This window comes from Mycobacterium sp. (assembly GCF_965229265.1).
GTDB lineage: Bacteria > Actinomycetota > Actinomycetes > Mycobacteriales > Mycobacteriaceae > Mycobacterium.
In genome coordinates, this window is the sequence record NZ_CBDDIY010000010.1 from 1,543,595 (window position 1) to 1,566,590 (window position 22,996).

At 66.7% G+C, this 22,996-nt stretch carries 22 protein-coding genes and 1 tRNA gene; 5 read left to right on the forward strand and 18 right to left on the reverse strand.

All coding sequences use genetic code 11. The features are described from left to right. Window positions 1-4 precede the first annotated feature (4 nt). From ADBZ9K_RS09210 to fadD1, 11 genes are all read right to left on the reverse strand, one after another. The gene (locus tag ADBZ9K_RS09210; protein ID WP_526619768.1) at window positions 5-1,336 is read right to left on the reverse strand and encodes a F0F1 ATP synthase subunit B/delta; all 1,332 of its coding nucleotides are present in this window, start codon (window positions 1,334-1,336) and stop codon (window positions 5-7) included. A gap of 3 nt (window positions 1,337-1,339) precedes the next feature. After that, window positions 1,340-1,864, reverse strand: a complete 525-nt coding sequence (locus ADBZ9K_RS09215) for a F0F1 ATP synthase subunit B (RefSeq protein ID WP_526619769.1) — start codon at window positions 1,862-1,864, stop codon at window positions 1,340-1,342. Window positions 1,865-1,869: 5 nt separating this feature from the next. Then, window positions 1,870-2,121, reverse strand: a complete 252-nt coding sequence (locus ADBZ9K_RS09220; RefSeq protein WP_005148260.1) for a F0F1 ATP synthase subunit C — start codon at window positions 2,119-2,121, stop codon at window positions 1,870-1,872. Between the two features lie 71 nt (window positions 2,122-2,192). Then, on the reverse strand, window positions 2,193-2,948 hold the full coding sequence (gene atpB, locus ADBZ9K_RS09225; protein ID WP_526619770.1) for a F0F1 ATP synthase subunit A: 756 nt from the start codon (window positions 2,946-2,948) through the stop codon (window positions 2,193-2,195). Between the two features lie 7 nt (window positions 2,949-2,955). Further along, window positions 2,956-3,441 (reverse strand): ATP synthase subunit I, encoded by a 486-nt coding sequence (locus ADBZ9K_RS09230; RefSeq protein ID WP_526619771.1) that lies wholly within the window; start codon window positions 3,439-3,441, stop codon window positions 2,956-2,958. Between the two features lie 247 nt (window positions 3,442-3,688). After that, on the reverse strand, window positions 3,689-4,891 hold the full coding sequence (locus ADBZ9K_RS09235; protein ID WP_526619772.1) for a glycosyltransferase family 4 protein: 1,203 nt from the start codon (window positions 4,889-4,891) through the stop codon (window positions 3,689-3,691). Between the two features lie 44 nt (window positions 4,892-4,935). After that, complete coding sequence (locus ADBZ9K_RS09240; protein WP_526619773.1) at window positions 4,936-5,589, reverse strand: L-threonylcarbamoyladenylate synthase; 654 nt, start codon at window positions 5,587-5,589, stop codon at window positions 4,936-4,938. After that, a complete protein-coding gene (gene prmC, locus ADBZ9K_RS09245; RefSeq protein ID WP_526619774.1) occupies window positions 5,586-6,518 on the reverse strand; it encodes a peptide chain release factor N(5)-glutamine methyltransferase in 933 nt (310 codons plus the stop codon). The genes ADBZ9K_RS09240 and prmC overlap by 4 nt, the downstream gene beginning before the upstream one ends. Continuing rightward, a complete protein-coding gene (prfA, locus tag ADBZ9K_RS09250) occupies window positions 6,515-7,573 on the reverse strand; it encodes a peptide chain release factor 1 (protein WP_526620849.1) in 1,059 nt (352 codons plus the stop codon). The genes prmC and prfA overlap by 4 nt, the downstream gene beginning before the upstream one ends. 107 nt (window positions 7,574-7,680) lie before the next feature. Further along, window positions 7,681-7,944: a 50S ribosomal protein L31 gene (gene rpmE / locus ADBZ9K_RS09255; RefSeq protein WP_526619775.1), complete on the reverse strand. Its 264-nt coding sequence runs from the start codon at window positions 7,942-7,944 to the stop codon at window positions 7,681-7,683. Window positions 7,945-8,083: 139 nt separating this feature from the next. After that, complete coding sequence (gene fadD1 / locus ADBZ9K_RS09260; protein WP_526619776.1) at window positions 8,084-9,667, reverse strand: fatty-acid--CoA ligase FadD1; 1,584 nt, start codon at window positions 9,665-9,667, stop codon at window positions 8,084-8,086. 174 nt (window positions 9,668-9,841) lie between these two features. On the opposite strand from fadD1, the gene ADBZ9K_RS09265 reads away from it, so the two are divergent. After that, window positions 9,842-10,468 carry a TetR/AcrR family transcriptional regulator gene (locus ADBZ9K_RS09265; protein WP_526619777.1) on the forward strand — a complete coding sequence of 209 codons (627 nt, stop codon included), beginning with the start codon at window positions 9,842-9,844 and terminating at the stop codon, window positions 10,466-10,468. 3 nt (window positions 10,469-10,471) lie between these two features. Here ADBZ9K_RS09265 and ADBZ9K_RS09270 read toward each other — a convergent pair whose 3' ends face one another. After that, window positions 10,472-11,080 (reverse strand): maleylpyruvate isomerase family mycothiol-dependent enzyme, encoded by a 609-nt coding sequence (locus tag ADBZ9K_RS09270; RefSeq protein ID WP_526619778.1) that lies wholly within the window; start codon window positions 11,078-11,080, stop codon window positions 10,472-10,474. Window positions 11,081-11,141: 61 nt separating this feature from the next. On the opposite strand from ADBZ9K_RS09270, the gene ADBZ9K_RS09275 reads away from it, so the two are divergent. Beyond that, complete coding sequence (locus tag ADBZ9K_RS09275; protein WP_526619779.1) at window positions 11,142-11,579, forward strand: MarR family winged helix-turn-helix transcriptional regulator; 438 nt, start codon at window positions 11,142-11,144, stop codon at window positions 11,577-11,579. A gap of 28 nt (window positions 11,580-11,607) precedes the next feature. Continuing rightward, window positions 11,608-12,414 carry a DUF3298 domain-containing protein gene (locus ADBZ9K_RS09280; protein ID WP_526619780.1) on the forward strand — a complete coding sequence of 269 codons (807 nt, stop codon included), beginning with the start codon at window positions 11,608-11,610 and terminating at the stop codon, window positions 12,412-12,414. A 9-nt stretch (window positions 12,415-12,423) separates the two neighbouring features. On the opposite strand, the gene rho is transcribed toward ADBZ9K_RS09280, so the two are convergent. From rho to argS, 6 genes are all read right to left on the reverse strand, one after another. Then, complete coding sequence (gene rho, locus ADBZ9K_RS09285; RefSeq protein ID WP_526619781.1) at window positions 12,424-14,385, reverse strand: transcription termination factor Rho; 1,962 nt, start codon at window positions 14,383-14,385, stop codon at window positions 12,424-12,426. A gap of 275 nt (window positions 14,386-14,660) precedes the next feature. After that, window positions 14,661-15,605, reverse strand: a complete 945-nt coding sequence (thrB, locus tag ADBZ9K_RS09290; protein WP_526619782.1) for a homoserine kinase — start codon at window positions 15,603-15,605, stop codon at window positions 14,661-14,663. Between the two features lie 12 nt (window positions 15,606-15,617). Further along, complete coding sequence (thrC, locus tag ADBZ9K_RS09295) at window positions 15,618-16,694, reverse strand: threonine synthase (protein ID WP_526619783.1); 1,077 nt, start codon at window positions 16,692-16,694, stop codon at window positions 15,618-15,620. Then, a complete protein-coding gene (locus ADBZ9K_RS09300) occupies window positions 16,691-18,016 on the reverse strand; it encodes a homoserine dehydrogenase (protein WP_526619784.1) in 1,326 nt (441 codons plus the stop codon). The genes thrC and ADBZ9K_RS09300 overlap by 4 nt, the downstream gene beginning before the upstream one ends. 4 nt (window positions 18,017-18,020) lie before the next feature. Then, window positions 18,021-19,400, reverse strand: a complete 1,380-nt coding sequence (gene lysA, locus ADBZ9K_RS09305; protein WP_526620850.1) for a diaminopimelate decarboxylase — start codon at window positions 19,398-19,400, stop codon at window positions 18,021-18,023. A 35-nt stretch (window positions 19,401-19,435) separates the two neighbouring features. Continuing rightward, window positions 19,436-21,088 (reverse strand): arginine--tRNA ligase, encoded by a 1,653-nt coding sequence (argS, locus tag ADBZ9K_RS09310; RefSeq protein WP_526619785.1) that lies wholly within the window; start codon window positions 21,086-21,088, stop codon window positions 19,436-19,438. Window positions 21,089-21,220: 132 nt separating this feature from the next. Between argS and ADBZ9K_RS09315 the strand changes: the two genes are divergently transcribed. Beyond that, window positions 21,221-21,293: transfer RNA gene (locus ADBZ9K_RS09315), tRNA-Arg, on the forward strand. 139 nt (window positions 21,294-21,432) lie between these two features. After that, on the forward strand, window positions 21,433-22,788 hold the full coding sequence (locus ADBZ9K_RS09320) for a hypothetical protein (protein WP_526619786.1): 1,356 nt from the start codon (window positions 21,433-21,435) through the stop codon (window positions 22,786-22,788). Window positions 22,789-22,996 lie beyond the last annotated feature (208 nt).

A 22,996-nucleotide genomic window follows, 5' to 3' on the forward strand; every position in this document is an offset into this window, starting at 1 on the left:
CCAGCTAGTCCGGCAACTTCGTCTCGGCTGCAGCCAGCCGCGAGGACAGTGTCGCGTCGATCACCTCGTCGCCGACGGCGACCGACAGGCCACCCAGCAGCGACGGGTCGATGTTCAACTGCACCGAAACCGGGTGGTTGTAGATGCGGGTCAACACCTGGGTCAGACGGGTGCGCTGGGCGTCGCTGAGTTCAGCAGCCGCACTCACCTGGGCGACGATCTCGCCGCGGCGGGCAACCGCAAGCTGCGCCAGGCGCAGCACGGATTCGTCGGCCCGGTCACCACGCAGCAGTCGGACAGTCTGCGCTAGCAGGGCCACCGTGATCGGGTTGGTCCCGCTGTTCTCACGCAACACGTTGTGCAGCAACTCGACCCGGCCGTCGGCCGGCGCGGAGGAATCACCGAGCAGCGCGGCCAATTTCGGCTGCTGATCGAGGATGCGGTTGAACCGGAAGAGCTGCTCCTCGACCTCGTCGGCCAGATTCTCGCGCTCGGCGCGGACCAACAGGGCCAGCCGGGCGACGTACTCAATGGAGTCGATGAGATCCGAGGTCAGCGACCACCGCACCGAGGCCGCAGTGTTGAGCACCTCCAGTGTGGTGTCGCCAACCTTGCCGGTCAGGAGCCGGTTGAGCAGCTCCTTCTTGGCCGCGGTCTCGCCGGAAGCCTCCGCCAGATGCCGAGCCAGGATCGGCTCGCCAATCAGCAGCCCGGCCACCGAGGCCAGCTCGTCGGACAAGGCAGACAGCGCCTCGGGCGACAGACCCGACGACAACGAGTCGAACTTGCCGATCACCGCGGCCTGCGCCTCCCGGCTTGCCGACCGCAGATCCGAGGCGATCTCGGGAGCGAATGCAGCCGGGGCCATCGAGTCCAGTTCGTCGAGGAACCTGTCGATGGTGGCCGACCGGGCCTGCGGGTCGGCGACGTGGGCGCGAACCAGCTCACCGGCGCGCCGAATCGATTCGCTGCCGAGGTCTTGCCGCAACTGTCGGATCAATTGGGCGCGCAGCAGGGCAACCTGCTGTCCCCCTTGAACTTTGATCCGCTCCACCTCCACGTCGGCCTGCGCGCGAAGCTGTTCGACGATCCGCTCGGAATCGACCCGAGCCTCTTCGATGATGTGCTTGGCCTCGGCCTTGGCTTCGTCGACCCGCTGGGCGTGATGCTTGTCGGCCTCGGCCAATCGCTTGGCGGCCTTGGCGCTTTCGTCCAGTTGGGTGCGCACCGTCTCCTGCTGGTTGGCCATCAGCCGTCGCACCGGCGGCACCACGTACCGCCAGAGGATCCAGATGATGACCAGGAAGCCGATGAGCTGTCCGATGAAGGTTGACATGTCCTACCGTCCCGGCGCCGTTGTCGCCGACTCGCTGGAGGCGATGCTGGTTTGGCCGACACCGAGGACCCGGCTCGCCAAGGTCGCCGACAGTGAATCCACCGACGACCGCAGGTCCGCCGCGATGGCGTCGCTCTGCTGCTTGAGCTGCTCGGCAGCCTGCTGCAGCACAGCGGCCGCCTCCTCGTTGGCCCTGCCCCGCATCTCGTCGAGGATCTTGCGACCCTCCGCCCGGGCTTCGTCGCGGATGCCCGAAGCCTCGGTGCGGGCCGCGGCCATCTCCTTCTGGTAGTCGGAGTCGGCAGCGGCCTCCTGCTCGGTGGCCTTGCGGTTGTCGTCGGTGGTCGTGGCGACCATCTTCTCGCGTTCACCGAGCACCTTCTGGATCGGCGGCACGACGAACTTGCCGATCACACCCAGCACGATCAAGAAGATGGCCAGTACGAAGAAGAAGGTGCCGTTGGGGATGAGGAAGTTGCTGGTACCGCCTTCCTCAGCCGCCAACAGGGTGACGCTGTGCTCCCCCATGCCGACTAGGAAGCGCCAGGCGTGGCGAACACGAACAGCGCCATGAACGCCAGGTTGATGAAGTACGCGGCTTCCACCAGACCGACGGTGATGAAGAACGGGGTGAACAGCCGTCCCTGCGCCTCAGGCTGCCGGGCGATGCCCGAGATCAGGGCGTTACCGGCGATACCGTCGCCGATGCCGGCGCCGATCGCGCCGCCGCCCAGGATGAGCCCGCCGCCGATCAGGGCCCCGGCGACAATGGTGGGGTCTGCCATTCCTTTTCCTCCTTGATTGCTGGTAGGACTCCTACCAGGCTGTGGGTTGTTCGGGGGTCGAACACGTCTTTTTAGTGGTGCTCCTCATCCAGTTCCATGGACTGGCTGAAGTACAGGATGGTCAGCAAGGCGAAGATGAACGCCTGGATGAGGCCGACGAACAAGTCGAAGGTCTTCCAGATCGCGTTGGGTGCCCACATGATGTACGGCGGGAACATTGCGATCAGCGCGACCATGATGCCGCCGGCGAAGATGTTGCCGAAAAGTCGAAGCGACAGCGAGATCGGCTTGGCGAGTTCCTCGACGAAGTTGATCGGGGCGAGGAAGGCCACGTGTCCCTTCAACAGCTTGACCGGGTGGCCGATCACACCGCGTCGCCAGATACCGGCGGCGTGATAGCAGAGGAAGACGAACAGCGCCAGCGCCAGCACGAAGTTGATATCGGCAGCCGGCGGCTTCAGCAGCTCGCCGGTCCCGCCCTCGGCAGTCCCGTACTGCACGGGCAAAACCGAGATCCAGTTGGCGATCAGGATGAAGATGAACAGCGTCACCGCCAGCGGCAGCACGAACGGCGCGATCTTCATGCCGATCGCGGACTCGATCTGACCGCGCATCTGCGTGGTGATGGCCTCCCAGAACAGCTGCACACCGCTGGGCACGCCGGTCGAGGTGACCTTCGCCCGCAGGATGAACGCCAGCACGATGACGATCACGGCGGCGATCGCCGTGGCCAGGATCGTGTCGACGTTAACCGTCATCCCCAGCCACTTGGCGGTCTCGTGGTGGCCGACCTCAATGGCGGCCTCGGCGAGGATTCGTTCACTCATGGGGTGCTCAGCCCTTCGATGCTTCGTCTGCGGAGTCGGTGACTGCGGTGCCCGGCACGGTGGCACTGTCGTCGCTGTCATCGCCACCGGTGCGCATCTTCTTCCACACCGGCAGTGCCGTGCTCAAAACCAGCAAAACTTGGAACAATGCCAGGCCGAACAGGACACCGAGTCCCATCGGCCGGAAGATGATCGCGATGGTCAGGCCGACCGCGGTGATCACCAGGAGCCGGGTGGCCGAATTCAGCGCCATCTTGCGCTTAAGCGGGTGATCCCCGGCGGTGATCGACTCCACGGAGCGCTGCACCAGGACCGCGTTGAGCAGCCCCAATGCCAGGCCGATACCGAAGAAGACGCCGAAGGTGATGTGGCCGGCCAGTCCAGCCAGGACAACGGCCAGCGCGGTCAACGCGCAGCAGACAGCGAGGAGCCGAACGGGCCGGAAGGCAACGGACGGAAACACCAACGGCGCATCTTGCGCTGGCGTCGTCACAGGTTCACCTCAATCATGCGTTCGCGAGAGCCGGTCGAGTGATTTTCGCGTGGTAGCCCGCCGAGCGTATCGGAGGGCGACTGGCGCGTCGGAATCACCCAAGGGGCAGCTCCCTTTGTCGGTCGTAAATCGGCGCCGATCGGGCGTGACTCCGATGGGCCGGGCCGGCAACCCGCGAGGTTTCTGTGAGTCTCGGCTGGGTTCTGCCAGCACCGTACCACATGGTAGACGGCCCTAAATATGTCTACTACTCGCCGTCGTAAACTCCGTCGTAATCGTCATCCCGGCGCCGCAACAGCGGGATCAACGTGACCACCACCGCGACCACGATCGCGGCCAGCATCACCGCGCCCGTGTAGCGCGGATCGAAGAAGATGGTGGCGGCCGCGCCGAAGGCGATGATGCCCACCCATAGATAGATCAGCAGCACCGCGCGGCGATGGGAGTGCCCGATCTGCAGTAGCCGGTGGTGCAGGTGCATCTTGTCCGGGCTCAGCGGGCTGCGTCCAGCGCGCGTGCGCCGCACGATCGCCAGCAACGTGTCCAGGGCCGGCACCAGCAGCACGGCGACCACCAGGAGGAACGGCGAGAGCAAGGCGAAGACGTCTCGGGCACCGTAGGCACTCTGTGAGATCGGGCCGGCCGCGGTGGTCGACGCGGCCGCCAGCATCAACCCGACGAGCATCGAGCCGGAGTCACCCATGAAGATTCGCGCGCGGTAAAAGTTGTGCGGCAGGAACCCCAGACACGCACCGGCCAACACCACCGAGATCACCGCTGGCGGGTAGAACAGCACGTCACCGCCGTGGTCGCGCAACAGCCCGACCGAGAAGATGCAGATCGCCATTGCGGTGATCAGGCCGAGACCGGCCGCCAGCCCGTCGAGGCCGTCGACGAAGTTCATCGCGTTGACGATCGAGACCGTCAGAGCCAGGGTCAGCAGAATCGAGGACACCTGGTCGAGCACGATGGTGCCGACGCCGCCGATGGGGATGTAGAGCACGCTCCATGCCACGCCCATAGTGACCAGGACACTGGCCGCGGTGATCTGACCCGCGAACTTGGTCAGCGCATCCAGCCCCCATCGGTCGTCGATCAAGCCGATGGCCATGATCAGTCCGCCGGCGACGACGACGGCGGGCATGCCCGAGGAGTAGATGAAGCCGCGAGTCAACGCCGGCAGCTGAGAGGCCAGGAAGACCGCCGTGACCACGCCGAGGTACATCGCCAGACCGCCCATGCGCGGGGTGGGTTTGATGTGCACGTCCCGCTCGCGCGGGTAGGCCACCGCACCCATCCGGGTGGCCAGCAGCCGCACCCACCCGGTCGCGAAATAGGTGATGATCGCCGCGGTCAGACCGACCAGAGCCAGCTCGCGCAACGGCACGCCGGCACCACGATCGGACAGCGCCAGGAGCTCACTGGCGAGGTGAACCGTTCCGTTTGGCATTGCAAAAACCGTACTGCACCCACCTGTGACCGGTGCAGCGCCGATCAGGCGGTCAGCGCGGCGCTGTCGGTGCCCAGCACCCCGGCGATGGCGGCGATGCTGATCGGCCCCTCCCGCAGGACGCGCGGGGTGGGACCGGTCAGGTCGACGATCGTCGAGGCCGCCTGTTCCTGCGACGGACCGGCGTCCAGATACACCTGGACCAGATCGCCGAGTTGGCGCTGGGCCTCGTCGGCGGTCGTGGCGGCCGGACGGCCGGAGATGTTGGCGCTGGAGACCGCCATCGGGCCGACCTCGCGGAGCAGTTCGATGGCCACCGGATGCAACGGCATCCGCAGCATGACCGTCCCGCGGGCGTCGCCGAGGTCCCACTGCAGCGACGGCGCCTGCTGGACCACCAGGCTCAGTGCGCCTGGCCAGAAGGCTCGGATCAATTCCCGGGCGCTGTGCGGCACCGAGTACACCAATCCGTCGATCGTGTGCCAGGAGCCGACAAGCACGCCGACCGGCATGTCGCGACCGCGACCCTTGGCGGCCAGCAGGCCGGCGACGGCGGCACTGTCGAAGGCGTCGGCACCGATGCCGTACACGGTGTCGGTCGGCATCACGACCAGCCGGCCGCTCTTGACCGCGGCGGCGGCCGCGGCGATGGCATCGACGCGCTGGCCGGCATCGGCACAGTCGAACACCTGGGTCACGCGGGCTCCTTCCTATCGGGTCGGTCCCGGCTTCCCCTGCCCTCCGCCGGCGCTGGCGCGCCAACTCCGGCCAGCCTCGCCGAACCTCCCGTCGTCCTGGCGGCCGTCACGAACCGCGGCCGGCCCGCCAGATCGCGACGCGGCGTAATCGCGGTGAAAAGCTTTGTGCCGGCTATTAATTCGGCAGTCTGTTCAGACGTCGTGTCGTCGTGTTCGACAGCCAGCAGTCCCCCCGGCTTGAGCCAGCGGCCGGCGAGCGCGACGACCGGTCCGATGACGGCCATCCCGTCGGCGCCGCCGAACAGCGCGTGCGACGGGTCGTGCTCGGCGACTTCGGGTTCCAGGTCTGCGCCGGCGGGAATGTAGGGCGGGTTGGACACCACGAGATCGACGGTACCGTCCAGCTCCGGCAGCAGTCCGGGGACGGTGACGTCGGCCCGGATCACGTCGACCGTCGTCGACTCGGCGTTGCGGCGCGCGTAATCCAGTGCGACGGGATCGTCATCCACCGCGATGACCCGAGCCTGCGGTCGAGCCGTCCCCAGCGCGATCGCCAGCGCGCCGGAACCGGTGCACAGGTCGACGATGACCGGGCGCTGCGGCAGCCGGCAGGCCAGCGCCCATTCCAGCAGTGCTTCGGTCTCCGGACGTGGGATGAAGACGCCGGGCCCGACCCGCAGGTTCAGCGGGCCGAAGGCCGCCGAACCGGTCAGGTGCTGCAGCGGAACACGACGTGCTCGGGCTGCGATCGCCTGGTCATAGTGGCCGAAGAAGTCGGCGTCGGGCTCGGCGAGCGTGGCCAGCCGGCCACGGTCGGCGCCGGCCAGGTGGGCGGCCAGCAATTCGGCGTCCACCCGCGGAGAGCCGATGCCGGCCTCCACCAGCGCACCGGTGGCGGCGTCGATGGCCTGGCGCAGCGTGCGGGTCATGCCTGCTGCAACCGGGACCGCTTGTCCGCCTCGGCCAGCGCGTCAAGCAACGCGTCGAGATCGCCGTCGAGCACCTGGTCGAGATTGTGGGCCTTGAAGTTGATCCGATGATCGGCGATGCGATTCTCGGGGAAGTTGTACGTGCGGATCCGTTCGCTGCGGTCGACGGTGCGGATCTGGCTGGCCCGGTCGGCGGACGCATCGGCCTGCGCCTGCTCCTCGGCAAGCACCTGCAGCCGAGCGGCGAGCACCTGCATGGCACGAGCCTTGTTCTGCAGCTGCGACCGCTCGTTCTGGCAGGTGACGACGATGCCGGTGGGCAGGTGGGTGATACGCACCGCGGAGTCCGTGGTGTTGACGCCCTGGCCGCCCTTGCCCGACGACCGGTAGACGTCGATGCGCAGATCGGAGTCGTCGATCTGGACCTGTTCGACCTCTTCGGGCTCGGGATAGACCAGGACACCCGCGGCCGAGGTATGCACCCGGCCCTGCGATTCGGTGACGGGTACACGCTGGACGCGGTGCACACCGCCTTCGAACTTCAGTCGCGACCACACCCCGTCGGCGGTGTCGCCCTTGCTGCGGATCGACAGCGTGGCGTCCTTGTATCCGCCGAGATCGGAGAAGGTCTCGTCGAGGACGGTCACCGACCAGCCGTGCCGCTCGGCGTAACGGATGTACATGCGGGCGAGGTCCGCGGCGAACAGCGCCGACTCCTCGCCACCCTCCCCCGACTTGACCTCAAGCACGACGTCGTCACCGTCGTGCGGATCGCGCGGCGCCAGCAGGTCGGTAAGGTGCGCATCGAGTTCGGCGACGCGGGCCTCGAGGTCGGGCACTTCGGCGGCGAAGGACGCATCCTCGGCGGCCAGCTCGCGGGCCGCATCCAGGTCTCCACGGGCGGTCTCGAGCCTGCGGTAGGTCGCGACGATCGGCGCCAGCTGGGCGAACCGCTTGCCGATCTTGCGGGCATTGCCGGCGTCGCTGTGCAGCTCGGGATCGGACAGCTGACGCTCGAGATCAGCGTGCTCGGTCAGCACGGTGTCGATTGCCATCGCTACTTGCTGAGCCATTCGCCCTCCTCCCTCGTATCAACTGCGCCCGAACGCAAACCGACGCCCGGCCTGCGCACATGGCAACAGAGCGGGCGTCGGTAAGGCAGCTATTTGTCGGCCGACTCAGCAGCCGTCTTCTGTTCTCCCGTCGCTGCGCTCGCCGCAGTCCGCTTGCCGTAGCGCTTCTCGAAGCGGGCCACGCGGCCGCCGCTGTCGAGGATCTTCTGCTTGCCGGTGTAGAACGGGTGGCACTGCGAGCACACCTCGACGACGATGTGGCCGCCGTCTTTGGTGCTGCGCGTGGTGAAGGTGTTGCCGCAGCCGCAGACCACGGTGGTCTCGGCGTAGGCGGGATGAATCCCTGTTTTCATGGTGTCCTCTTCGTTCGGTGGTCGCCGGGTCGCCCGAAGTGCTCTCGCTGATAGTCGGGCGTGAACCGGTACCTGAGGTGGTCGACGGTCCAGTATGCCAGGTTGACCGTCACCTGCCCAAACGCCTCGATGGTGGGGCCTATTCCGGTCCGACGACCTGATAGGCCGTGGTCCTCGCCGGTCGAGCCCAGACGACGCCGCCTCCCGGGTTGGTGCCGCGGGCGATCAGGTCCCGCTTGACCACCTTGTTCGTCGCGGTGGCTGGCAACGCGTCGGCGATCCAGACATAGCGCGGCCAGGCCTTGGGCGACAGGTCGGGCTGAGCAGCGAGGAACTCCCCGAACGCCGCGGGCGTCAGTTCGGCGCCGTCGGCCAGCACGACCGCCGCCATCACCTGATCGCCCACGTGTTCATCGGGTACCGGGTACACGGCGACCTGGCTGACCTGCGGCAGCCGCACAATGATCCGCTCGATGGGTGCGGCGGCCATGTTCTCGCCGTCGACCCGCATCCAGTCCGCGGTCCGCCCGGCCAGGTAGATCCAGCCGTCGGCATCGCGGTACCCGAGATCACCCGACCAGTACATGCCGTGCCGCAGGCGCTCATCGGTCGCGTTCGGATCGTTGTAATAGCCGCCGAACAGCCCGCCCCCGGTGGTGTTCACGATCTCCCCGACCGCCTCATCGGGGTTGGCCAATGCGCCGCTGTCGTCGAAGACGGCCGTCGCGCATTCCTGCCGGGTCTCCGGGTCGTAGATCGCGACGCCGGGGAAGCCGCGCCCCACCGACCCCACCGGGCAGTCGTCCTCGCGGGTGATGATCACCGCACCCTCGGTGGAGCCGAATCCGTCCCACACCGCGCAGCCGAACCGGCGGCTGAACTCGGCGATATCGCGGTCGGTGGCCTCGTTGCCAAAGGCGACCCGCAACGGGTTGTCGTGGTCGTCGGGCTGTTCGGCCGTTGCCAACACGTAAGCCAGCGGCTTGCCGACATAGTTCATGTAGGTCGCCCCATAGCGGCGCAGATCGTCTAGCAGGCCCGACGCCGAGAACGACGCCGGCGCCATCGCCGCGCCCGAACTGAGGGCGACCGCCCAGCCCGCCATCAGCGCATTGGAGTGGAACAGCGGCATGGACAGGTAACAGACATCGGAGGCCGTGATCGCGAACCGGTCGACCAGCGCGACGCCGGCGAACGGGACCATCATGTGGGCGACCTGGACCGCCTTGGGCTCACCGCTGGTGCCGGAGGTGAAGATCAGCATGAACGTGTCGGTGGGCGCGACCTCGCGATGTGGTGTCAGCGCGCCCGCCTCGGCCAGCAGTGCCCGCCAGTCGGCGGAGTCGACGTCGAGTACCCGCACTCCGGGCAGCGCCAGGCCGTCGAGTAGCTTGCGGTGGGCCGAATCGGTCAGCAGGATCTGACAATCGGCCTTCACGATGTCGCGGGCCAGCGCCGGCCCGCGGCGGGTGTTGTTCACCCCGCACAGCACATATCCGCCGAGCCCCGCCGCCGCCATGGCGGTCAGCATCTCGGGGGTGTTGCCGAGCAGCGTTCCCACGTGCAGCGGCCGGTCGGGCCGGGCGATGGCGATCAGCGCGGCGGCCTGACGCGCGGCTTCATCGAGGTGTTCGCGCCAGGTCCATACCTGATTGCCGAACTTCACCGCCGGGGTGGAATCGTCGACACGCTGACGAAGCAGTTGCTGGACGGTCTCGGCCACGGATCTCCCGTCTTTGATCTTTACTCACCTGCCGCGGTGGCTTCCGTCACAATAGAAGCGCAGCGTAAACAGAATGACAAATCTGTCTACCAATGCGGTGCACGAGGGATCCGTCGCGGTTTGAAAGTATGTCGGCATCGGAACGGTCGGGTCGATACGAGGAGGGACGACGAGGTGACAGCCAACGCCGACGCCGACAGTCCGAATGGGGCCAAGACGGTTCGGGAACGGCTGATCGACGCCGCCGAAGCGTGCCTGAGGGCCAAGGGCATCCGCGCGACCACAGTCTCGGAGATCGCCGAGGCCGCGGGCGTGTCGCGGGGGTGGCTCTACCGGCACTATCCGGACAAGGCCTCGCTCCTGGGCGCAGCCATCGTGCGACTCAACAACGCCTTCTGGACCGAGTCCCACCAGATCCTGTCCGGCAGTGACAGCTTCGAGGAACAACTGGCGGTGGGCGTGCGACTGGGCCGCAGCGCCTACGACTCCCCCGGCGCGCTGGTCATGCAATTGCGTCGCAACGAACCCGAGGAGTTCGCCGCGTGCGCCGGCGCCGGGGTGCAGGGCCTGGTGCCCGATCTCGGCAGGTTCTGGCGCCCCTACCTGGAGGCAGCACGGAACCGCGGCGAGATCCACGCCGACACCGAACTTGACGAGGCCGCCGAGTGGGTGGCCAGGATTCAGATCAGCCTCGGCACGGTGCCCGGCGAGACGCTTGACCCCGACGACCACGACGCGGTGCTGCGCTTCATGCGGCGATACGTGCTTCCCGGGTTGCGGGCGGCGCCACCGCAGCGGTGAGGGTCAGCAGCGGCGGTGGGCGTCGACCTCACCGGAGACGCCGGCGCGCCGGCCGGCCAGCACCATCAGGATCTCCCGAATCGGCGCCCTGACCTCGTAGCCTTGACCGACGGCGAACTCGGCGTCGGTGGCCACCAGCCGGATGCCCGTCAACGATTTTGCTGGATGCATGGGAAAGCGCATGCGCCACAAGTGATTCGCCGACGCCACGGCAGCAGCCTCTGGCACCGGCCGCTCGATTCCCAACGGGATCGTAATGTCCTGGCCGTGCACCAGCATGTCGGTCATCGGGTCCAGGGCACTGGTTCCGACGATGCGTTTCCGGGATCCGACCATGCCGCGCATCGCCGCGACGATCTGCGATTGCGTCCGGGCATCGTCGAGCGCGAGGCGATTGATCATCGGATCGAAGCGGAAGCCGGACTTTGCCGCTTCGGCCACCACCCGCAGCGGACCCATGTGGGAATGCGTCAGGTGGGCGGCGACGTGCCGCACCCGCCAGCCCTGACACAACGACGGGCTGGCCCATTGCTCGGGAGTGAGGGTTTCGAGCAGATCGGCCAGCTCGGTGCGCTGCTCATCGATGTTGCGCCAGATCTCGTCGGGGTGCATCGCCCTCCTTTAGTCAGGTTACCTGACCAAAATAGACAGCCTCACGTACTAAAGTCAACGCATGCCCGACGACGTGCCCACCATGCCGACACTGATGTTCATCGCCCACCGCGCCGCCGAGGCGCAGGTAATGGGCGCAGTGACCGGCGACGGCGCCGAGAACATCACCTTGGCTCAAGCCCGACTACTACAACGCATGGGCCCCAACGGGATTCGCGCCACCGATCTCGCCGAGCAAGCGGGTGTCACGAAGCAGACCGCGGGGGCACTGGTCGACCAGCTGGAGGCGGCTGGTTACGTGGCACGGATACCCGACCCGGTGGACGCGCGCGCCCGATTGGTCATTTTGAGTGACAAGGGTGCCAGGCTGTGCCGCACCGCTGCGGCGGAGGTCGCCAAGGTCGAGCAACGCTGGCGAAAGCATTTGGGCGCCAAGCGTTATCAGGAGCTACGCGCGGCGTTGGTGGATCTGCGAGAAATCACCGATCCGTATCGCTGAGGGCACCTGGCCTGACAGAATGCCGCACATGGGCACATGTAGCCGCCGGGGGGCGGTCCTCATCGCGACGTTGGCCGCCGGCCTGGCCGCCTGCAGCGGGGCCACGAGCGCACCGTCCAGTACGACGACGGCGACGTCACCGACGACCTCAACGACTGCGACGACGTCACCGTCTACGACGGCAGCACCGACCAGCGGGCTGTCCAACGGCGCGAACTACACCGTCACCCGCTCGTCGGCCGGCGACGCGACCTCCGACGGTAGGGGGCGCTGGAACCTGGTCGTCGACACCGTCACCGGCGGTGATCCGCGGGTCGCAGAGGCATTCAACAGCGCGGTCCACGCTTCGGCCGCCGGGCAACTCGATCCGGTCAAACGCGATGCCGACCCCGACGGTACTTGGACGTTCGACACCGAGCCGCAGATATACTTCGGGGCCGCATCGGTGTCCGAACTGATCACCGGCCTCTACGTGCACGTCCCGTCGGCACACCCCACCAGCTACGTCAGCACGGTGGTCATCGACTCACGCACGGCCAAGCCGATCACGCTGGACGATCTGTTCATCGACAAGCAGGCCGGCCTGGAGCGACTATCCCAACAGACCAAGGAACTGCTGCCCGCGGTCTCCGGGGTCGGACCGACGCCGATGCCCGACGAACCGGGCAACGCGCCGGTGGAGGCAAACTTCGCCAACTGGGTCCCTACGCCGGCCGGCATGGAGATCCACTTCGCCGACTACCAGTTCTTCCACGGCCTGCCCACGATCACCGTGCCGTGGTCGGCACTGGATGACCTGCTGGCGCCCGGCATGGCCGCCCTGCGGGGGGCCTAACGGGCTGCGTCAGTCGGCGTCCATACCGCCGCCGGGGGCGGTTTTGGACACCTGAACCAGGAACTCGTAGTTGGTCTTGGTCTTGCGCAGCTGGCTCATCAGCAGGTCGATCGCCTGATGGGAATCCAGGCCCGACAGCACGCGGCGCAACTTGTGCACAACGGCGAACTCGTCGGTCGACAGCAGCAGCTCGTCTTTGCGGGTACCGGACGGGTTGACGTCGACGGCGGGGAAAACCCGCCGCTCGGCGATCTTGCGGTCCAACTTGAGTTCGGCATTGCCGGTGCCCTTGAATTCCTCGAAGATCACCGTGTCGCCCGTTGAACCGGTCTCGACCATCGCCGTGGCGATGATGGTCAGCGAGCCGCCGAATTCGATGTTGCGCGCCGCGCCCAGGAACCGTTTCGGCGGATAGAGCGCGGTGGAGTCAACACCACCGGACAGGATGCGCCCGGACGCCGGGGAGGCGTTGTTGTAGGCGCGACCCAGCCGGGTGATCGAGTCCAGCAGCACCACCACGTCCTTGCCCTGCTCGACCAGGCGCTTGGCGCGTTCGATGGCCAGCTCGGCGGCCTGAGTGTGATCTGACGGCGGCCGGTCGAAGGTCGAGGCGATGACCTCACCCTTGACCGAGCGCTGCATGTCGGTGACCTCTTCGGGCCGCTCGTCGACGAGCACCACCATCAGATGGCACTCGGGGTTGTTCCGGGTGATCGCGTTGGCGATGTCCTGCATGATCGTGGTCTTACCCGCCTTGGGGGGAGACACGATCAGCGCGCGCTGGCCCTTGCCGATCGGCATGATCAGGTCGATCACGCGGGTGGTCAGCTTGTCCGGGCTGGTCTCCAGGCGAAGTCGCTGGTTCGGGTACAGCGGGGTCAGCTTGCCGAATTCGGGACGCTTGCGGGCGTCCTCGACCGGGCCGCCGTTGACGCTGTCCAGCCGAACCAGCGGATTGAACTTCTGCCGCTGGTTGTTCTGGTCGCCGTCCTTGGGCACGCGCACGGCCCCGGTGACGGCGTCACCGCGGCGCAACCCATTCTTGCGGACCATGTTCATCGAGACGTAGACGTCGTTCGGGCCGGCCAGGTAGCCGGACGTCCGCACGAAGGCGTAGTTGTCGAGGACATCGAGGATGCCCGCAACCGGCTGGACGACGTCGTCATCGCGAAGTTCGGACTCGCCGCCTCCCCCGCTTTCGCCGGCGGGACGGTCACCCCGGCGTCGGCGGTCCCGGAACCGGCGGCCGCGGCGACCCTGACGGTCACCGTCGTCGTCACGGTTCTGGTCGTCACGGTTCTGCTGACCGCCGGACTGTCCGTCGCCGCCGCCCTGGGACCGACCACCGTGATCAGCCGATTCGCGGCCCTGATCGCCGGACTCACGCTTCTCCTGGCGGGGACTTTCAGCCCTGCTCTCGGAGCGATTCTCCGACCGGTTCTCCGACCTGTTGTCGGACTTGTTCTCAGCCTTCTCGGGCTTGTTCTCTGCTGGGCGCTGCGCCTGGTCGGACCGGGTGTCCGACGATCTCTGCTGCTCAGCGGCCTCGGCGCCGGCGGCACCGGCGTCGCGTGTTGCCGCCCTGCGCTCCCGGCGGCGCGGCTCCGTGCCGTTGGCATCAGCACTGACACGTGTCTGGCTCGGCTGCTCGGCGGGTGCCTGCGCAGTGCCCGCGCCGCCGGCGGCGGTTCCGTTGCCGCCGTTCTGGCGTTCCTTGATCGCGGCGATGAGGTCGCCTTTGCGCATCCCGGACGTTCCCTTGACACCAACGCGGTTGGCCAGGGCGCGAAGCTCGGGCAGGACCATCGTCGACAGAGACCCGGTCGCCACGGTGGAGCCGGCGTCCGTACCCGCACCCACCTGGGGCTCAGCCGCCGGTCGGGATTCACGAGAGGGGCGTTCTGCGGTCACGGCGGGCGCCTCCGTCTGCGGGGCGCTGTCTCCAGCCGTGAAGAGGTCCGTATCTGTCACGGATTTCCTTTCTTCCCTCACCGTTTCGTCGTGGCAAGGGGTTCTGGCATTCAGACGATTCGCTGAATGCGAAGTCTCACCATCGTCTGTGCGTCAACGGTGCTCGCTGCGATTCGCGGCCATGGCGAACCGTCAGTCCACGAGTTGAACACGAGAAGAATTGGTAGTCGTCCTAGTCTCGGCGCAGGTAAAGACGCTGCGATTGCCTGGACGGCACCGAGAATAGCCTGCTTGACGGCCGGAAAGCAAGAAACCGCCACCGGCGTGTGCGCAACTTAGCCGTGGGCCGTCACACCGGAGCCCCAGCGAACTGCTTCGCCGATGCCCATTTCGTTGACCGTGAATCCCTTGGCGATGCCGAACTCGACAGCCTCGGCTGGGAGCTCCGGGCTGGTACTGAGCGCCAAAACGGCCGGACCAGCACCGGAAAGCACCGCCGGAACCCCACAACGCCGAAGCATCTGCAGATATTCCGCCGAGGCCGGCATGGCGGGGGCTCGCTGAGGCTGGTGCAGAACATCCTCGGTAGCCGTCATCAGCAAGTCGGGTCGTTCCGTGAGAGCCACAACCAGCAACGCCGCCCGGCTGAGATTGAACCGCGCGGCCTCGTGGCTGACCTGCGCGGGCAACAGCACCCGGGTCTCCGCGGTCGAGGACCGGACTTGCGGGATTCCGGGGAAGATGTGGATGTCGGGGTGCAACCGCAGTGGCGCGGCCGCGTAGGTCGGCGGCGCGGTGCGGGAGTCGGTCCACGACACCACAGCCCCGCCGAGCACCGACGCGGATGCGTTGTCCGGGTGCCCCTCGACTGCCGAGGCCAGCTGAATCAGCTGTGCGTCGGTCAACGGATCCAGATCCGCTTGGGCCACAATGCCATTCGCCGCAGCCAGCCCACCGACAACCGCCGCCGCCGAGGATCCCAGACCACGGGAATGCGGGATGGCGTTGCAGCAGCGCACAACCAGCCCGGCCACGTCGGCACCTGCCGCCGCCAGGCCCAGCTGCAAGGCGCGCACCACCAGATGCTCCGGGCCCAGCGGCACCTGCCCGGCGCCCTCCCCCTCGACTTCGATGATCAGCCCGGCATCGGTGGTTTCCACCGAGATCTCGTCGTAGAGCGCCAGTGCCAGGCCCAGGCTGTCAAAACCGGGTCCAAGGTTGGCGCTGGAGGCCGCGACGGTGGCGGTTGCGGTCAGTCCGGCAGGCAGGCTCAGGGTCACCGTGGTCGTTCCTCAGGCCAGGCCCAGCTCGGCCACGACGGCGCCCGGGTCGACGGGCAGAGGCTTGACCGTCGGCATCCCTCGCAGGGCGGTATCTGGATCCTTGAGGCCATTGCCGGTGACGGTGCACACCACTGTCGATCCGGGCTTGACCCAGCCATCCTCGACCGACTTGAGCAAGCCCGCGATGCTGGCCGCCGACGCCGGTTCGACGAAGACGCCTTCGGATTCGGCGACCAGGTGATAGGCGGCGAGAATCTCCTCATCCGTCGCGGCCAGGAAGCGGCCGCCGGACTCCTGTTGCGCCGTCACCGCGCCCGCCCACGAGGCGGGTGCGCCGATGCGGATTGCGGTGGCGATGGTCTCAGGGTGGCTGACCGGCTTGCCCGATACCAGCGGCGCAGCACCGGCGGCCTGCGTGCCCAGCATGCGCGGCAGCTTCTCGGTCAAACCGTCGCGGTGGTACTCGGTGTAGCCCTTCCAGTAGGCAGTGATGTTCCCGGCGTTGCCGACAGGCAGCGCATGCACATCAGGGGCGGTTCCCAGGGCGTCCACGATTTCGAACGCCGCAGTCTTCTGGCCCTCGATCCGAACCGGGTTGACGCTGTTCACCAACGCGATTGTCGGGTAATCGGCGGTCAGCTTGCGGGCCAGCTCGAGACAGTCGTCGAAGTTGCCGTCGATCTGGATGATCTTGGCGCCGTGCATGACCGCCTGGGCAAGCTTGCCCATCGCGATCTTGCCCTGCGGGATCAGCACCGCGCACGTGATGCCAGCCCGCGCGGCGTACGCCGCAGCCGATGCGGAGGTGTTTCCGGTAGAGGCGCACAGCACGGCCTGCTGGCCACGTGCCACCGCGTCGGTGACCGCCATCGTCATCCCGCGGTCCTTGAAGGAGCCGGTCGGGTTGAGCCCTTCGACCTTCAAATGCACTGTGCAACCGGTCTTCTCAGACAGCCGGGGGGCAGCTATCAACGGCGTCCCACCCTCGAGAAGGGTGACCGGAGTCCAGTCCGCCGCCACCGGCAGCCGGTCGCGGTAGGCCTCGATCAGGCCCGGCCAGGGGGTGTGGACAACAGTGCTGCTCATTCGCTGGTTCCCTCCAATCGCAACACGCTGTTGATGCTCTGTACGGCATCGAGGTCGGCAAGTGCGGACACGGTCTCCGACAGTGCGGCATCGGTAGCCCGGTGGGTGACCACCACGATCCGCGCACCAGAAGGTTGACCCTCGTCGTCGGTGAGACCTTCTTGGCGGACCTCGGCGATGCTGACCTCACGCTTACCGAATTCCGCTGCAACCGAGGACAACACGCCCGGACGGTCGGCGACGGTCATGCTCACGTAGTAGCGTGTCGGGATCACGCCCATCGGGGCGATCGGCAGCTGGGCGTACTTGGATTCGCGAGGGCCACGGCCGCCCTGGACCCGATTGCGAGCCGCCATCACCACGTCACCCATCACTGACGAAGCAGTCGGCGCACCGCCGGCACCCTGCCCGTAGAACATCAACCGGCCTGCCGCCTCGGCTTCGACGACGACCGCATTGAACGCACCGTTGACCGTCGCCAGCGGATGGGTCAGCGGGACCAGTGCCGGATAGACACGCGCCGAAACCCGTTGTTGGCCATCGGGTGTGGTGATGCGCTCGCAGATCGACAGCAGTTTGATGGTGCAGCCGAGCGCTTTGGCGGCCTCGAAGTCCGCCGGGCTCACTTTGGTGATGCCTTCACGGTAAACGTCGTCGGCGGTGACCCGGGTGTGGAATGCGATCGAGGCGAGAATGGCCGCCTTGGCGGCGGCATCGAAGCCTTCCACGTCGGCGGTGGGATCCGCCTCGGCATAGCCGAGGGCAGAAGCGTCAGCCAGGGCCGATGCGTAATCCGCTCCGGTCGAGGCCATCTCGGAAAGGATGTAGTTGGTGGTGCCGTTGACGATGCCGGCCACCCGCAGCACGGTGTCACCGGCCAGGGACTGGGTGAGTGGCCGGATCACCGGGATCGCGCCCGCCACAGCCGCCTCGAAATACAGGTCCACATGCGCGCGCTCGGCGGCCTGAGCCAACTCCCCGGTGGACTGGGCGAGCAGCGCCTTGTTCGCGGTCACCACCGATTTACCGCCCTCGAGGGCGGACAGGATCGCCTTACGTGCAGGTTCCACCGGCCCCATGAGCTCGACGACAATGTCGACATCCGCACGGGAGACCAGCTCTTCGGTATTGTCGGTGAGCAATTCGACCGGCACGCCGCGATCATCGGCGACTCGCCGGACCGCGACGCCGCGCAGTTCCAGCGGCGCACCGATGCGCGCCGCCAGGTCCGGTGCGCTCTCCTTGATGATGCGCACCACTTCACTACCGACGTTGCCCAGGCCCAGTACCGCTACACCGACGGGCTTCTCGGGTGAACTCATTTTCCTACCTCACTTCCAGACTCAGCAGATCGTCGACGGTCTCCCGGCGCAGCACCAGGCGGGCCCGCCCGTCGCGCACGGCCACCACGGCGGGGCGGCCGATCAGGTTGTACCGACTCGACATCGAATAGCAATAGGCGCCGGTCGCGGCGACGGCCAGCAGATCGCCCGGGTGTACGTCATCCGGAACCCACGCATCACGCACGACGATATCGCCGCTTTCGCAATGCTTTCCGACCACCCGCGCCAGCCTCGGCGGCGCATCGCTGATGCGGGAGACCAGCCGCACGTCGTACTCCGCGCCATAGAGCGAGGTGCGGATGTTGTCGCTCATCCCACCGTCGACACTGATGTAGCGCCGCGACGCGCCCGAGCCGATCGCCACGTCCTTGACGGTGCCGACCTCGTAGATGGTGACCGTACCCGGGCCGGCTATTGCGCGTCCGGGCTCGACAACCAACCGGGGTGCAGGCAGGCCGACGGCCGCCGACTCGTTGCGCACGATCGCGCCGAGCTTGGCGGCCAGGTCCTGCACTGGGGGAGGATCGTCCTGTGGCAGATAAGAAATCCCCAGTCCCCCACCGAGATCCACGGTGGCGATCTGGGCAGTCTTGTCCACACCGAATTCGGCGACGACATCGCGGAGTAGACCGATAACCCGATGCGCGGCCAGCTCGAAGCCCGCCACGTCGAAGATCTGCGACCCGATGTGACTGTGCAATCCGACGAGCCGCAGATGATCGGTGGCGAACACCCGGCGCACCGCGTCCATCGCGGCGCCGCTGGCCAGTGACAGGCCGAACTTCTGGTCCTCGTGGGCGGTGGCGATGAATTCGTGAGTGTGCGCCTCGACACCGACGGTGATCCGGATCAGGACGTCCTGGACTACCCCGGCGTCGCCGGCGATAGTGTCCAGGCGTTCGATCTCGGTCATCGAGTCCAGCACGATGTGGCCGACCCCCGCCTTGACCGCTGTCGTCAACTCGACCACGGATTTGTTATTGCCGTGAAAGGCGATTCGTTCGGCAGGAAACCCGGCGTGCAGGGCGACAGCGAGCTCGCCGCCGCTGGCGACATCCAGACACAACCCTTCTTGGTCTACCCAGCGGGCGATCTCGCTGCACAGGAAGGCCTTGGCCGCGTAGTGGACGTTTCTGCCGCCACCGAAGGCGGTCGCTATCTCGCGACACCTATTGCGGAAGTCGTCCTCGTCGATGACGAAAAGCGGTGTGCCGTATTCGGCGGCCAACTCCGTGACCCGTATACCGGCGATGGTCACCTCACCGTCGGTGCTACGAACGAGGTTGCGCGGCCAGACGTTCGGCGCCAATGCCGAGGTTTCGACGGCGCTCTGGGGCTGAGGGGGCGCACCGCCGTGATGGATCTCCTCGGCGTGCCGCGGGCCAGCGGGGTGAACGTTCACATCCGCTCCGGTGCCGACACCCCGAGAATGCCCAGACCGTTGGCGATCACCTGGCGGGTGGCAGCGCACAACGCCAAGCGTGCGCGATGCAGATCGTTGGGGTCTTCGTCGCCCTGCGGCAGCACCCGGCACGAGTCGTAGAACCGGTGGTAGTCGCCGGCGAGATCCTCCAGGTAACGGCAGACCCGGTGCGGCTCGCGCAGCGATGCGGCCGCCTTGAGTACCCGGCCGAACTCGCCGATGCTGCGGATCAGCGCGCCTTCTTTGTCGTGGGTCAACAATTCGAGATGTGTGGCGTCCGGGGACAACCCGAGGTCGACGGCGTTGCGTGCCAGCGCCGATAGCCGCGCATGCGCGTATTGCACGTAGTAGACCGGATTTTCGTTGGATGCCGACGACCACAGCTGAAGGTCGATGTCGATCGGGGTGTCCACCGAGGAGCGGGTCAGCGAGTAGCGGGCGGCATCGACGCCGATGGCCTCGACCAGATCGTCGAGCGTGATGACGGTTCCGGCCCGCTTGCTCATCCGCACCGGCTGGCCGTCGCGAACCAGATTGACCATCTGGCCGATCAGGACCTCGACGGTGTCGGGGTCGTCGCCGAGGGCCGCCGCAGCCGCCTTGAGACGGGCGATGTAGCCGTGATGGTCGGCACCGAGCATGTAGATGCACAGGTCGAAGCCGCGCTGACGCTTGTCGAGGTAGTAGGCGAGATCACCAGCGATGTAGGCGGGCTGACCGTCGCTCTTGATAACAACCCGATCTTTGTCATCACCGAATTCGGTTGTACGCAGCCATGTTGCGCCGTCTTTTTCGTAGATAGCGCCGTTCTCACGGAGCTTGGCGATCGCCTGGTCGACCCGTCCGCTGGTGTGCATTGAGTCTTCATGGGTGAAGACGTCGAAGTCGGTGCCGAATTCGTGCAGGGACTTCTTGATGTGGTTGAACATCAGATCCACGCCGATAGACCGGAAGGTCTCGTGCTGCTCGTCACCGGTCATGCTGAGCGCTTCGGGCGCCTTGGCGAGTACCTGCTCGGCGATGTCGCTGATGTAATCGCCGGCGTAGCCGTCCGCTGGGGCGGGTTCGTTGTTGGCCGCGGCGATCAGGGAGTTGACGAAACGATCGATCTGGGAGCCGTGATCGTTGAAGTAGTACTCGCGCACCACGACAGCGCCCTGAGTGGTCAACAACCGACCGAGCGCGTCGCCGACGGCGGCCCACCGGGTGCCGCCGATGTGGATGGGCCCGGTCGGGTTGGCCGAGACGAACTCCAGGTTGATGTTCTGACCGTCGAGCATCGTCGAGTGGCCGTAGGCGGGTCCCGCCTCCAGCACGTTGCTGACGATGACGCCCTGTGCTGACGCTTCGATACGCAGGTTCACGAAACCGGGTCCGGCGACCTCGGCAGCGGCGATCCCGTCGGCCTCGGCAAGGGCCGCCGCAAGCCAGCCCGCCAGCTCGCGAGGGTTTGCGCCAACCTTCTTGCTCACCTGGAGGGCCAGATTTGTCGCGTAATCGCCGTGCTCGGGGTTGCGCGGACGCTCGACGGTGACCACCGCGGGCAGGGCGGCGGGGTCGAGGTTGTGCCCGGCGAGCACCGCTGCGGCGGTGGTCTTGAGCAGCTCGGCGAGGTCGGCGGGTGTCACGAGGGTCCATCCTAGGGTCTGCCGTGGTCAGGGCCCGAATCCATATCCCGGAGACGTCGGTCCAGGGCGGCAGCGCGAGCAGTCGCCGGGATGAGTTAGGCTATCGGGGCCCAATGGCGCAGCTGTACGTGCGCCCCCGTAGCTCAGGGGATAGAGCGTCTGCCTCCGGAGCAGAAGGCCGCAGGTTCGAATCCTGCCGGGGGCACAATCGTTTTCATCTCACTGATCAAGGGCTTGACGCCCGCAGTGATCGACGTGGCGTATCCAACGGAATGCTGTCCGCCCGGTGTCGTCTCCGGTACGGTCCTAACCAGCAAAGACACCTACGGGCGACGGAGATGTCGATGGGTCTGGTTCGAGGCAAACGGAACGCGTTGCTCGGTGCGCTGGTAACCGGGGCACTTGCGACGGGGACACTCGGTGCACCCCCGGCTGCCAACGCCTCGTGCGCGTCCTTCTTCGGTTTGAACAATGGCAATGGTTGCACCAGCAACCTGACCAGCTACGCAATCGCCATCGGGCCGGGCGCAACGGCGAACGCCGTGAACGGCTGGTTCAGCGGCGCCGTCGCGATCGGCACCGGGGCCAGCGCCACCGCAGGCCTCAGCGCGTTTCAACTGGTTGGCGCTTTTGGCGACAATGCGATAGCGAATACGCTCAGCTCGTTTTTCGGGTGGAATCTTCAAGTCGGGCCCGGCACCGCGTCGACGCTCGGTGGACTTCTCAATTTGGTCCTCGGCATCTCGCCGGATGGCACAACGCCGAACACGACCGGTGCGATCGGCCTCGGCAATGTGGTCGTTCAAGTCGGAGCGGGCATTTCACAGGCACTCGGCGGCTTCAACCTCGCCGTTGGCCTGCCCGGTGGTGGCACGGGGACCCAAACGACGGGCGCTTCCGGCTTCGGCAATATCGCCGCGCAAATCGGAACAGGCACGGTACAAAGCGTTGGAGGCCTCAATGTCGCGCTGAGCATCTCTCCCCGCGGCTCCGGGACACAGACCACGTCAGCCGGCATCTTTGGCAACCTCGCCCTCAACCTCTTCGGCGACGCGGGGAGCGTGTCGACGCAGTCGTACTTCAGCTCAGCCATCAACATTCTGGGCTGGAAGAACGCAGTCTTCGTGCAGGGGATTCTCAGCGCCGCCGTGAACTTCGTGAGCGACGGCAGCACCATCAATGTGACAGGGACCAACTTTCCTGCACTCGTCAGTTTGGCGCTGAACGTGGTCGGCATTGATAACGTCCTTACCGCCTTGAGCGGACCGCTGTCCCTCGTGGCGTCGGTGTTTCAGTCCGACACGGTGCTCACGCAAAAGGGCCTGGGCATCAACCTCAATGGACTTTTCTCTAATCTGCCGTTGGGGGGCAGCAGGCGAGCGGCCGCCGCCGTTTCCGCCGGCGACGGAACAACCGCCAGCGCTGCCGCATCCGCCACCGACAGCGCCCCGCCACCGGGGTCCTCCAGTGAGGGCAGCGTCGAAACCACCGCCAAGGCGATGTCCTCCAATAGCTCCACAACGGCCGCGGCGAGGGTCGCCCGGACTAACAGCGGGAGATCGGCCGCCGCGGCCAGCACCGTCGTTGGCCATCGGCGCGCCGCCGCGTCGGCCGCGTCCGGTGACACCACACAATCGACCGCCAAATCCACCGCTAGGTCCGCCCGCGGCGTTCACAGCACGCAGAACAACGATGAGTGACCGGTTCGCCTGTCAGACAGAACGCTAAGCAACGGGGGCTGGCAAATGACGGTATCGCCGCCTATGTCGGCACGACCTTTGACAGATCCGGTCAGCGCGGATGGTCCGTTGGCGATTGGTGAACGCGCCGGGGCGGCGGGTCGGCACATAAATACCCACGTTGCCTGTGGGCCGCCCATAAGATTGAATGGCTGATGTGCTCACGGTC